12 protein-coding genes are annotated in these 13,050 nt (G+C 38.3%); 3 read left to right on the top strand and 9 right to left on the bottom strand.

Going from position 1 to position 13,050, the window contains the following annotated elements:
- Positions 1-10: 10 nt before the first annotated feature.
- The 7 genes from glp to fdhF form a co-directional block, all read right to left on the bottom strand.
- Positions 11-1,255, bottom strand: a complete 1,245-nt coding sequence (gene glp / locus UFO1_RS09220) for a gephyrin-like molybdotransferase Glp (RefSeq protein WP_038670153.1) — start codon at positions 1,253-1,255, stop codon at positions 11-13.
- Between the two features lie 243 nt (positions 1,256-1,498).
- Positions 1,499-2,296: a formate dehydrogenase accessory sulfurtransferase FdhD gene (gene fdhD, locus UFO1_RS09215; RefSeq protein ID WP_038670151.1), complete on the bottom strand. Its 798-nt coding sequence runs from the start codon at positions 2,294-2,296 to the stop codon at positions 1,499-1,501.
- A 21-nt stretch (positions 2,297-2,317) separates the two neighbouring features.
- The gene (locus UFO1_RS09210) at positions 2,318-2,902 is read right to left on the bottom strand and encodes a 4Fe-4S dicluster domain-containing protein (RefSeq protein WP_038670149.1); all 585 of its coding nucleotides are present in this window, start codon (positions 2,900-2,902) and stop codon (positions 2,318-2,320) included.
- Positions 2,899-4,290 (bottom strand): [FeFe] hydrogenase, group A, encoded by a 1,392-nt coding sequence (locus UFO1_RS09205; protein WP_038670147.1) that lies wholly within the window; start codon positions 4,288-4,290, stop codon positions 2,899-2,901. The genes UFO1_RS09210 and UFO1_RS09205 overlap by 4 nt, the downstream gene beginning before the upstream one ends.
- 11 nt (positions 4,291-4,301) lie before the next feature.
- On the bottom strand, positions 4,302-4,889 hold the full coding sequence (locus tag UFO1_RS09200) for a 4Fe-4S dicluster domain-containing protein (RefSeq protein ID WP_038670145.1): 588 nt from the start codon (positions 4,887-4,889) through the stop codon (positions 4,302-4,304).
- Positions 4,890-4,905: 16 nt separating this feature from the next.
- Complete coding sequence (locus tag UFO1_RS09195) at positions 4,906-5,523, bottom strand: molybdenum cofactor guanylyltransferase (protein ID WP_051788881.1); 618 nt, start codon at positions 5,521-5,523, stop codon at positions 4,906-4,908.
- Positions 5,524-5,565: 42 nt separating this feature from the next.
- Complete coding sequence (gene fdhF / locus UFO1_RS09190) at positions 5,566-7,602, bottom strand: formate dehydrogenase subunit alpha (protein ID WP_038670143.1); 2,037 nt, start codon at positions 7,600-7,602, stop codon at positions 5,566-5,568.
- A 187-nt stretch (positions 7,603-7,789) separates the two neighbouring features.
- On the opposite strand from fdhF, the gene UFO1_RS09185 reads away from it, so the two are divergent.
- Complete coding sequence (locus UFO1_RS09185; RefSeq protein ID WP_084159805.1) at positions 7,790-8,710, top strand: LysR family transcriptional regulator; 921 nt, start codon at positions 7,790-7,792, stop codon at positions 8,708-8,710.
- 70 nt (positions 8,711-8,780) lie between these two features.
- Here the strand turns inward: UFO1_RS09185 and UFO1_RS09180 are convergent, their stop codons facing one another.
- The gene (locus UFO1_RS09180) at positions 8,781-9,710 is read right to left on the bottom strand and encodes an NAD(P)/FAD-dependent oxidoreductase (RefSeq protein WP_038670142.1); all 930 of its coding nucleotides are present in this window, start codon (positions 9,708-9,710) and stop codon (positions 8,781-8,783) included.
- 220 nt (positions 9,711-9,930) lie between these two features.
- Positions 9,931-10,890 carry a DMT family transporter gene (locus tag UFO1_RS09175; protein ID WP_051788880.1) on the bottom strand — a complete coding sequence of 320 codons (960 nt, stop codon included), beginning with the start codon at positions 10,888-10,890 and terminating at the stop codon, positions 9,931-9,933.
- 123 nt (positions 10,891-11,013) lie between these two features.
- Between UFO1_RS09175 and UFO1_RS09170 the strand changes: the two genes are divergently transcribed.
- Together UFO1_RS09170 and UFO1_RS09165 are read left to right on the top strand one after the other, a co-directional pair.
- On the top strand, positions 11,014-11,898 hold the full coding sequence (locus UFO1_RS09170; protein WP_038670140.1) for a LysR family transcriptional regulator: 885 nt from the start codon (positions 11,014-11,016) through the stop codon (positions 11,896-11,898).
- A 118-nt stretch (positions 11,899-12,016) separates the two neighbouring features.
- Entirely contained in the window at positions 12,017-12,943 is a 927-nt protein-coding gene (locus tag UFO1_RS09165; protein WP_038670138.1) for a DMT family transporter, read from the top strand.
- Positions 12,944-13,050 lie beyond the last annotated feature (107 nt).

Below are 13,050 nucleotides of genomic sequence, written 5' to 3'. Positions count from 1 at the left end.
CCCTCCTCCTTCAATCTTCTTGTTTGTCGAGCATAACTTCTACAATTTCTCCACTATAAATTCCACTTTTGTCTGCTGGGATATGTATTGTACCATCAGCTTGTGCCATAATACGAATTAGCCCTGATTTTCCTAAAATAGGGCTTGCTATATACGTTCCGTTTTCCTTTGTTAACTTTACAGTAATAAAATCGTCCCGCCCTGGTGCAGAAGCGACATTTCGAGCTAGGCATGCTGGGATTCCAAAAAACTCTACATTTTGTTCAAGCCCCATTAGCTTCCTCACGGCTATCTTAACCAACTGTTTGCAAACCGTCATGGCAGCAGCTGGATGTCCTGGTAAGCCAAATACTGGCACATCATTTGTCATACCAAAAATAGTAGGTTTGCCAGGTTTAACAGCGATTCCATGTATTAATACCCCTGGAGTGCCAAGAGCATCAATTGCCTTAACCGTATAGTCCCTTGCTCCAACAGAGCTTCCTCCAGAAATAAGTACGAGCTGATAAGTATCTACCGCTTTTGATAAAACGGAAAAGAAGTTTTCGTAGCTATCCTTTACGATCCCCATTTGTGTTACTGCACAGCCCATCTCCAATAACAAGGCACCTAACGCATAGGAATTGACATCTCTAATTTGTCCAAATTTTATAGGTTCTTCAATACCAACTAATTCATCACCAGTCGAAATAATCCCTACTTCTAGTTTCTTATATACTGAAATGTTAGCATAGCCACACGCAGCGAGCATACCAATATGTTGCGGAGCAATACTCTGTCCTTGCTTTATTATAGTAGTACCTGCTTGAACATCTTCCCCTTTTTCAATCACATTTTCTCCAGGGGCAATCATTCTTAATACCAACAAATTCTTAGAATCGGGTTGTTCAACATGCTCCACCATAACTACCGCATCTGCTCCTACTGGTAACATTCCGCCCGTAGGAATAGCCACTGCATTTCCGGGAAATATTTCCATTTGTCTTTCTTCTCCCATAGAAACTTCACCAATAATAGAAAAAAGTGATGAAGCAGCTTCGCTGGCCCCAAAGGTATCACCACTTTGTACAGCGAATCCGTCTACAGTGGAACGACTAAAAGGTGGTAAATCATTCTTAGCCATAACATCCTCTGCGGCAATTCTACCCAAAGCATCTACTAAATGTACTGTTTCACTAAAAATAGTATGTTTTTTAAGACTTTCAATAATTACATGTTGCGCTTCTTTAAGTGACATACACTGAAAAAACTCCACAATCACAGCCCTCCTTTCATAAGAAAAAAACAGGCACCCCATTGATCCCTTCCCCTATACCAGTACACCGGTTGAAGACTCGTCCATCTCTGAGTGCCTATTTACCTATTTAACTATAATCATCACATAGCTGATTCATAAAAGCAAGATCCCAATCTATTAATTTCTAAATTTATCCTTCTCCACTTTATATAAATTATTATACATAGCAGTAATGGCATACAGAACTAAGTGGCATGTAGATTAAGCCGTTACTCTGCCAGTATGAGTATATACAAAAAAAGATTCTCCCTTAGCAGCTCCAACAAGAGTAATGCCAAGATCTTCTGCTAGACCAATAGCTAAGCTAGTTGGCACTGCTCGTGCAATTATCAACGGTATAGCCATTTTACTCACTTTAATAAGGATTTCCGATGAAATACGACCACTAAATACAACCACCTTATCGGCAGTTGATATCTTCATCTCTAAACATTTACCATAAAGTTTATCGAAAACATTATGACGTCCAATATCTTCCGAGTACAGCAAAAATTCTCCCTGTGCTGCCAACGCCCCACAATGTACCCCGTGTGTCATATGATAGGTAGCTGATAACTCTTCTAACATTAGAGAATATCTAAGTATATCGGCGGCGCTTATTTTTAAATTACTTTCAATACTTTTAATCGTGCGAGCATCGTTTGCAAAGTAGAACCCTGTTCGCCCACGACCACAGCAAGCTGTTAAGCACCTTTTAAGATAGGTATTTGCTACATTCGGGAAAACTGTATCTGCTTCTACCCAAATAAACCCTCGTTCACTATCTATCGTTAAATCCGTTATGGCTTCTATATCATGAATCATTCCTTCCGAAACTAAAAAGCCTAATGTAATATATTTTTCTTCGTTAGGCGAACAGAGCATTGTTACTAGCTCTTTGCCATTAAGGTAAATGGTTAATGGAGCTTCCTCAGAAACCAATTGCTCAACGGCAACCAAATTACCCTCTTCTAGTTTTACTGCTGGGTATTTTTGAATTCGGTAAGAATCTTGACTCATGGATACACCTCTTATATCTTTTTAAGAATTTCCAGTGTACTTACGTTTTGCAATTTCTTGAGCACTTGAAACTCGCTTATCATGGATATTCTTCCTAATAAAATCTGGATTTACTATTACAAATGCATCTGCTGGACAAACTTCTATGCATGCAGGCCCATTGGCACGTCCCTTACACAAATCACATTTCTGCATTATAACATAGGCCTTCTTCTCATCGCCTTCCATAGATTCTACCTTTAGTCCTACCTGAAATTCAGCCTCTCCCTCTGCAAATTTAGGTTGCATATCGATCATGCCAAATGGACAGGCAAGCATACATTCCTTACAGCCAATACATTTTTCTTCAAGAACTACATTACAATTATCTTTATGCACAATAGCACCAACGCTGCACACATTTGCGCAAGGAGCATCTTCACACTGCCTGCACTGAATAGGCATGGTAACAGAAGAGGTTCTGACTAGATTTAAACGGGAAACAAAAGGAAGGTTCATTTCATTTGCTTTTACAACACTAGTGTGCAAATGAGCAACAGAACATGCAATCTCACAAGCCTTGCAACCAATACATTTTTCAGGATTACCTAAAATAAAGGTATTCATTTACAATACCCCCTTTGTTTATACTCGGTATGCAAAAGATGGTGTGATTTATGACCTAGAGGTTCACCAAGGAAGTTCTTATAAATCGCTTTTATTTCAGGATTTTCATGGGACTTTCGATAAGTTTGCTCCTCATCGTGACGATAGGTACTGCTTATTCGATTCTTATATGCGATCTCAGTATCTTTGGGTAATAGCACTTTAGGTTGTCCGCCACCACTAACGCAGCCAACAGGGCACGTCATAACCTCCATGAAATGAAAATCAGCATTCCCTTTTTTGATCTCTTCAAGTATTGGTGCAACGTTTTTTAGCCCTGAGACAACAACTGTTTTAACCTTTACATCGCCAGCATGTACAACACCTCTTCGAACCCCTTGGCTGCCCCTAACATATTGGATATTTACATTAGGGATCGGCTCATTTGTTATTAATTCATATGCAGTACGAATAGCAGCTTCCATAACTCCACCAGTTGCACAAAATAGGTGACCAGCACCAGAATACATACCCAGTGGCTTGTCAAAATCCTCTTCTGGCAAGCTGCTAAAATCAATTCCTGCTTCCTTAATTAAATAAGCAAGCTCTCTTGTTGTAAGAACTGCATCTACATTTTGGTAGCCATCTGTATTCATTTCTGGGCGCTGAGACTCAAACTTTTTACAAGTACAAGGCATAATGGCAACACTGTATATGCTTTCTGGTTCAATTCCATCGACTTGTGCGCCATAGGTTTTAAACATAGTTCCTGCCATCTGTTGGGGTGATTTGCAACTTGATAAATGGGGTATGAGTTCTGGATATTCTTGTTCCACAAATTTTACCCAAGCAGGGCAACAGGAAGTAAACATAGGCAGAGGACCACCCTCTGTAATACGCTGAACCAGTTCACTTCCCTCTTCCATGATTGTCAAATCCGCAGCAAAATTAGTATCATATATCCGTTTAAAACCTAACTGCCGTAGAGCGGCTGCTAGCTTTCCTGGTGCAAGACTTCCTAATGGCATACCAAATTCCTCTGCAATCGCAACCCTTACTGCTGGTGCACACTGAACCATAGTAAAGGCTTCTGTATTGGTTAAAGCCTTTTTCACTTTTGGCAAGTCACCAATATTATATGCAGCAAATATTGGTTCTTCCAAGGTTACTGGCATCTTACGTTCACGCAGTTTGTCTTCACGAGAAGTTCTATATTCCTCAAATATAGAAGCATAAGCGCTGCATATTTGTATGCATTGTCCACACATTACACATTTTTCAACATTAATGAACTGAGGAGTTCCTTGTTTTCCTTCAATAGCATCTACTGGACATACTTCAGCACATCGTCTACATCCTGTACAAAGTTCTTCATCAATTTTAATAATGTCTGTATCTTTGTCTACCATGCTTAATCCTCCTATACTATAATATTTTTGATATTTGCACCCATTTTACTTGCTGTTTCTGTACACCGACGTTGCTTTTCTTTTTTAACATTCACATAGGTAAGGGCTTGACGAGGGCAAGCTTCTATACAGGCAGGTCCATTTAGCCTGTCATTACATAAATCGCATTTGCTAGCGACTGCTGCTTGTTTACTACTAAGCTCTTCTTCACTATCCAAGGTCAAAAGGCTTTGAAACACTGGTTTTCCATCTTTAAAAGCAGGAGCAAGTTCGATTGCGCCAAAAGGACAAGCAATCATACAAGTTTTACAACCGATACAACTCTCTTCATTAATAATGATCTTATTATCAACTTGCGTAATAGCAAAAACAGGGCAAATATTTGCACAAGGTGCATCCTCGCAATGTCGACACTGTATTGGCATCGTAACATCAGCGGTATTTACCAAATATAACCTTGACATAACCGGAATGTCCATATTGCCTACGGTTTTTATCTCTTCACTTCTATGCGCTACAGCACAGGCTATTTCACAAACCTTACAGCCGATACATTTTTTTGGATCTGCTAACACAAATGAATTCAAATGAATACTCAAGAAAACAGCCTCCTTCCTATATTTTAAAAAGACCTTTCAAAATAAACTGAACACTTTTTAAATCCTCCCGGGTATTTACATTAATCAGTGACTGCCATGCGAAAGGGAATTCTGCGATTTCTACTTTATTTATATAACGCACATTGACTTCTGGGAAAAACGAAATTATCTTTCCCTCATTCTGCTTCAACTTCTTTTCAATAAAATGGATACAGTTTTTACTGTATCTAGCATGCAAAGGATGTGTATAGCCATCTTCTTCGGGAATGACGATATCATAACTATCGCCTTGGTAGAGCATATATTGAATAAATGCAGGATCTAATAAAGGAATATCACATCCTACGATAAATGTCTGGTGGGTAGACGAATAACTTAGACCAGCATGAATCCCAGCCAAAGGCCCTTTCTGTGGGAAAATATCTTTTTCTAGTCTAACACCAAGGTAGGAGTACTCTGTAAAAGAATTCGTTATTACTATAGGAGGTAGTGAAAATATGGCTAAAACCTTTTCCAATACTACTTCAATCATCGGTTTTGACGTTAGTTGAACAAAAGACTTATTTTCCTTCATTCTAGTACTTTTTCCACCAGCTAGTATAATGGGTGTTACCGGCAGAAGTTCTTTTTTCATTTGAAAGTACTCTCCTTCATTGTCGCTGCTACTTCTAAACTTTTATAGTTTTTCAACTTTAACAGCACACACTTTAAATTCTGGAATTTGACAAACAGGATCTGAGGCACTATTGGTAAGCATATTACCAGGGCTCTCCGTAAAATGAAAGGTTATAAATGTTAGTCCCTCTGGAACTCTTTTCGTTACCTGAGCTTTGGTTGTTATTGAACCCCGTCTCGAAGAAACCCGAATTAATTCCTCATCTTCTATATTTAATCTTTTTGCGTCTAGAGGATTAATTTCTAAGTATCCCTCAGGGTGGGTTCCGTGTAGTCCCCAGCTTCGGCGAGTCATGGAACCAGTATGATAATGGGCTACTACCCTACCAGTTGTCAACATAAGCGGGTACTCTTGATCAGGCAATTCCGCTGGATCTCGATAATCAGCGGCAGTAAACGCTCCAATCCCTCGATTAAATGCCCCGACATGCAAAATAGGTGTTCCAGGATGTTCTATATCACTACAAGGCCACTGTATCCCACCCTTTTCAATGCGTGAGTAGGTAATTCCAGCGTAAGATGGAGTCACGCTCTGCATTTCTTCGTAAATTTTTTGCGGAGAAGAATACTCTGTTAAATCTCCCATAGCATTCATTATATCGCCAATAATCTTCCAGTCGGGACGACTGTTACCTCTTGGTTCAATTGCTTTACGAATCCGTTGTACTCGTCTTTCCGTGCTCGTAAAAGTACCATCTTTCTCAGCAAAGGTCGTTCCAGGTAGCACAACATCTGCCAGTTCTGCTGTCTCAGTTAAGAAGATATCTTGTACAACCAAAAAATCCACCTGTTCTAAACAATGTTTTACATGGTTAATATCAGGATCACTCCGCATGGGATTTTCACCAAATACATAAAGTGCTTTTACCCGATCTTCTTCAATTCCATGCAGTACTTCAGGAATCGTCAGGCCAATTTCATCACTGAGTGATGTTTTCCAGGCTTCCTCAAATTTTGCTTTGATAGTACTATCTTTGACAGGCTGATATCCCGGATACACGTTAGGTAAAGCTCCCATATCACAAGACCCTTGCACATTGTTCTGTCCGCGAAGAGGATTTACCCCTGTTTTTTCCTTACCAAGATTGCCTGTGATCATTGCAAGATTGGCAACAGACAGTACATTATCCACGCCACTAGTATGCTGGGTAATTCCCATTGTATAATAGGTTGCAGTATGATCTGCCTGCCCAATAATCTTAGCAGCTTTAATAATCTTTTCTGCGGGAACACCTGTAATTAATTCAGCATATTGAGGTGTATATCGTTTTACGGTTTCTTTAAAAGCCGCAAAGTTATTTGTACGAGCTTTTATAAAAGCACGATCTTCTAGTCCTTCCTTAAGAATGACCTGTGAAATTGCATTCAGTAGTGCTACATCCGTTCCAGGCTTATGCTGTAACCAGACATCCGCATGTCTTGCTAAATCAATTTCGCGAGGATCAGCTACTACCAGTTTGGTACCACGTGCTTTGGCTTGCAACATGAAAACTCCCATAACTGGATGACATTCTGTTGTATTGGTTCCTATGGCAAAAATAGCATCTTTAGGCCCCATTGTTTCAATTTCGTTAATTGAATTTGTCATGGCTCCACTCCCAAATGCCGTAGCTAGTCCAGCCACCGTAGGAGAATGGCAAAGACGAGCGCAATGATCGATATTATTGGTACCAACCACTGCGCGCATCAGTTTTTGCATTAGATAGTTTTCTTCATTCGTACACCTAGCTGAACTGAAAGCCGCTATACTATCAGAACCAAATTCCTGAATTGTATGTTTTAATTTAGTGGAAATAAGTGAAATAGCCTCTTCCCAAGTAGCTTCAACCAATACACCATTTTTTCGAATCAAGGGTTGTTGTAATCGGTCACGATGATGCACAAAATCAAAGCCGAAATAACCCTTAGAACAAAGTTTTCCTTTATTTACGGCATTCTCGCGATTAGGCTTAACGCTAATAATTTCACCATGTTCCGTATTGAGATAAAAAGTACAGCCAGTACCACAATAAGGACAAGTAGTCAAAACACTTTCCATGCCAGATACTCCTTCCATAAGTAAAATAGGTTTTATTCCAACTAGCATTTATCCAGAATCAATCAAAATTTGACTAGTAATAGTTCTTTAATTTACAATTATAACAGAATTAATTCCATACTAATAATACTAATATCATGTAAGTTCCATACTTTTTAAGTATATATTTGCGAAGGAGTTGGCCACTATGATGAGTATTCGAGAAATGAAATATTTTCTTACCCTTGCTGAAGAAGGCAATATTACAACAGCTGCGAAGATTTTGCACATTGCTCAACCACCTCTTAGTCGCCAAATGAAGCAACTAGAGGATAATCTAGGGGCCAAGCTATTTGAACGAGGACACCGAAAGATTCAGTTAACAGAAGCAGGACATCTCTTGCGAAAAAAGGCCGAGCAGTTACTCGAGCTAATGGATACTACCGTTAAGGAAATAAGAGAAATAGAGGCTGGTACCCACGGCACCTTGTCCATCGGCACAGCCTCCTCTTCAGTGGCAACAATTTTGCCGCGAGTGGCTCGTATTTTTCGGAATCAATATCCTAGTCTGAAGTTTGAGTTAAGGGAAGGAGAGTCTAGCCAAATTATTGAACTGCTCAATAGTGGATTAATTGAAATAGGATTAGTCCGATTTTCTTTTGATGATGCAATCTATGAATCCATTAAGTTATCTAATGAGCCTTTGGTTGCCGCACTCAATAAAAATAATCCTAATTCCTTAGGAGAACCCCCAGATTCTATCCAGCTTTCAGAACTTGCAGGTAAACCCTTAATGATTCATCGTAAATTTGAAGCTATGATTACTGATCATTGTCTACAAGCTGGTTTTGAGCCTTATTTCCTATGTAAAAGTGACGACGTGATGCCTATCTTAGCTTGGGCAGATGCAGATGTTGGAATAGCAGTTGTACCAAGAGCTGCTATTGATCTTATCCCAAATACGAATCTAGTATTTAAAACAATTATTAACCCTAGCATCGAGACAACTGCTGCTGTCATTTGGATGCGAAATCGCTATCTATCTACTGCCGCCCGCCATTTCTTGAATTTGTTTACAACAATACACAAAACTTCTATAGATAATACGCAAATGGAATACAGTGACTAATTCTTTAATCTAAATTCGGCGTAGACAATATTGTCTACGCCGAATTATTTTACCACCCTAATTCCCCTATTTATTGTTGTAATATATACTTTTCAGCCATTAATGCAGCGATGGTTCCATCACTTGCAGCAGTTGTTAACTGCCTTACCCCTTTAACCCTCACATCTCCCGCTGCAAAAACACCTTTTACATTTGTTTCACAAGTTTCACTGGCTTCAATATTACCATAACTATCTATGTTTATATACTCTTTATACATAGCAGTTCTAGGAACCGAACCAATATTTACAAAGATTCCATCCAACTTTAATTCTGTATTTTCTTTTGTATTAACATTTTCTAAAAGTACAGATTCTAACAACTCATTACCCATAGCCTGTTTCACTTGTGTATTCCACAAAAAGTTTATCTTTTTGTTATTAAATAACTCTTCTTGATTTTTTTTATCTGCTCTTAAATACTCGGAACGGTGAATTAGGGTAATTTTCTCTGCATATTTAGACAAAAATATAGCAGCTCCAACACTTGAACTTCCACCGCCAACAACCGCAATATGTTTTCCTTCGTATAAATGTCCATCACATATTTCACAATAATGGATACCATTTCCACGAAATTTCTTTTCTTCCGGTATAGGTAATTCCTTGCGTTTGGCACCAGCCGCAATAATCACAGCTTTTGGCTTATATATATAATTTTCACTTTCAATGATTTTTTCATTGTCCGTTAATTTTACCGATACTACACTATCAAACTCATCAATCGTTGCCCCTGAATTAATTGCCTGTTCTTGCATTTTATCAATTAAATCACTGCCACTAATACTGCTAAACCCAGGATAATTTTCAATAATATAAGCGTCCCGGATTTGCCCGCCAATGATTTCATCTTCGATAATTAAAGTATTAAGCTTGAGCCTACCAGCATAAATACCAGCTGTTAATCCAGCTACACCTGCACCAATAATTAATAAATCTACCTGTTTTACCTTCTTACTCATAGTTTCACATCCTAGCATTACGAGTTGCAATTATTATATTTCTATTACAAATTTTCATTGTTTACAACTATATTGTATGCAATTTAAATTATTATGTCAATATATTTCTGTTATTTGCGTTTAGCAATCACTCATTACGCACTATCATAGAAAAAACGACCTAGATATGAAGGCTCTAATCTACAGCTAGGTCGTTTTAATCTCACATCCGATTTAAAACTCAATTTACACAATGAGGGCGCTTGATAGTAACCTCACCCAAATCAACCTCTTGTTTATTGACACGAATACAAATCAATTCTTTGCGTTTTTGACTTGTTAAAACTAATCCTGTTAATACCATTGCCCCACCCCATAGTTGGGCTGCAGAAACTTGTTCTCCGATAAAAATAGCAATAGCAGCCGTATAAACAGGGATTAAATTGACTGTAAGATTTGCTTTACTAGCACCAACTATGCGAAGGGACATATTCCATAAGATAAACGCAAACACCGAGGCAAAAACACCTATATAAAGAACCCCGTTTATTCCGGTACGAGTTACCTGATGAAAATCAAGAGGCTGCAGCATAAGAAAGGGAATCATAATGAATATTGCAATGAATGAGGAAAGGGCTATCGCAGTAATCGGCGGTACAGTAGCTGATTTCTTGCATGAAAAGGCATATATCATCCAACAAAGATCCGCTCCTATCATGAGTAAATCTCCTCTATTAAAATCCATTTGAAACACCTGCAGTATATTCCCACTTGTCAATAAAACCACCACACCCAAAAAGGAAATACTTAACCCTGCCATCTGCATTATCGAAACTTTTTCCTTCCAAATAAGATAAGAAAAAATCATTGTGATAGCAGGTGTTAAGGAAAAAACTAACGATCCATTCGTTGGAGAAGTATATTGCAAGGCTGAATAAGTAAATACATTGAATAATATTCCTCCCGATATCCCCATGCAAGTTAACGCCGGCCAAGATTCTTTCAGTATACTTCTCATCTTTGTATAGTTCAAATTGTCATGTACCACTGCAACGGGAACTAGAATGCTGACTGCAATCATCCAACGCAGAAAAGTAATCCAGAGTGGAGAGAACTCTTGAATAACAAATTTACCAAATATAAAATTTCCTGCCCATAATAAGTTACATATTAAAAGAAATACAAATTCTTTATATTTCATAACAATCATCCTCCGTAACTAAAATCTATTGGTTGCTCTCATTATATGCAACAGCCTATAATTGATCAATCTAATAATTTTTAGTATAATCATAGTTATAAACTATGATCGGATGTGAAAACAATGGAACTCAGGCATTTGGAGTATTTTATGACAATGTATAAAGAACTTCACTTTACGAAAGCTGCTGAAAAGCTTGGCATATCTCAGCCTACTTTAAGTCAACAAATTAGAATTTTAGAAAGTGAGGTGGATGCCCTTCTTTTTGACAGAGTTGGCAAAAAGGTTCTTGTCACCCAGGCGGGAGAAATTCTATATCAACATTGTTTGCAAATTTTTGGTGAATTGAAACAAGCTCATACTGCCATCGGAGAATTACAAGGTTTAGAAAGGGGCAGCCTTGCTGTAGGATGTTCCGGAAGTCATCTACTGATCTCTTCAATCGTAAAATTTCATACTCGTTATCCAGGTATTAAATTTTCCATTGTCCAACTATCAACAGAAGAAATAAAAGAAAAGCTACTTAAAAATGAGTTAGATATTGGAATTGCTTTTTTACCATTAGACGACCTGCAGCTAGCAACTCTTTATTTATACGCAGAAGAATTATGTCTAGCCGTATGCAAAAAAAACGAACTTAGCAAACAAAAATCAGTGAACCTTGATATGCTTAAATCAATCCCCATTGTGCTACTCCCTCCCAAGTACATCATCCGGCAATTTATTGACCATGCTACAGAAGAACTTGGTTTTTTGTTTAACCCAATAATCGAAATGATGCCCTTTGAACACTTGCTTGAGATCGTAGGCCGTAATATTGCAGTCACGATTCTTCCTCGATCCTACATCAACAGTTTTGCAGATGAACGCATTCAAACTGTTTCGATAGCAAACCCTGCTATGAAAAAAGAAATGGGACTTATCTATCGAAAAGACAGATTTTTATCAGCAGCCACTGATAAATTTATTGAGGAATTAGTCCTAGGCTTTAAAGATTTTCATTTTTAAAACGGATTTTTTCCCGCCATTTTATTACCATTAAACAATGATACAAGAAATTATACTTTTCCTTTCTAGCATGCTGTGATAAGATAAGGAATTATAATTTGTATCGGAGTGACGGAATTTGACAAAGGTAAATGACAATCGGCATGTATTCTTCCTGCTGATTCTAGTTGTAATTCTATGGGGACTCAATGTAGTCGCAATTAAATATCTCACTAGTTTTTTCCCGCCATTGGCATTAGCTCCTATTCGTTTATGTCTAGCAAGCGCCTTACTCTTACCTCTCGTCTTTAAAAAACATGGATACAAAAAGCTTTCTCACAAAGAATGGCTTCCTATTATTGGGGTTTCCACGTTTTGTATTTTTCTCCACCAAATTGCACTTAACATAGGGTTAACTGCTACCAGCGGAATGCATGCTGTTCTTATTTTGGGCTTAAATCCATTGTTTACAACTACTTCTGCTGGCTATCTCCTAAAAGAAGAATTTACCTGGGAAAAAGGAATTGCTATTCTTTTGGGATTTGGCGGGTTGCTGCTGGTCGTCTCAGGTAAATCACAAGGCGGTGCCACACTTTTTGGTGATGGAGTTGTGTTAATTGCAACCATTACCTTTGTAATCGGTTCTTTATTTGTTAAAAAAGCTACTGTATCCGTTTCTCCCTTAGTCGTAACAGCTTATAGCCATACCTTAGCTTCTATTGGATTATTGATACTAGGGCTATCTGTGAACCCTGAATGGAGCTACCCTGGCAGTTTCGGTTTTTGGCCAATTATTGTGCTACTGTCTTCGAGCTTTTTGAGTACGGCATTAGGGGCTTTGTGGTGGAACACAGCGATACAAAAAGTAGGAGCTTCCACAGCCTCCCTTTTCCAAAATGCTTCTCCCATAGTAGGTGTTCTTGCCTCGGCTTTCTTCTTAGGAGAACAACTAAACTGGTATCATTTTGTTGCTCTTTTTCTTGTCCTCTTAGGTGTCAGCTTGGGTACAGGAGTTATTAAAATCCCAGCTCGCTTAGTGATTTTAAAGAATCGTTTACAACAGTAACTACTTTAAACGTAAAGTCACTTAATGTAATGAAAAAAACGCGGAGGAAATCGCAAACGATTTTTCCGCGTTTTTTCATTTCTAAATAAGAAGCAAGCATATAACAA

This window comes from Pelosinus sp. UFO1 (assembly GCF_000725345.1).
Taxonomy (GTDB): Bacteria; Bacillota; Negativicutes; order DSM-13327; family DSM-13327; genus Pelosinus.
This window is presented reverse-complemented; position numbering and strand designations above follow the sequence as displayed.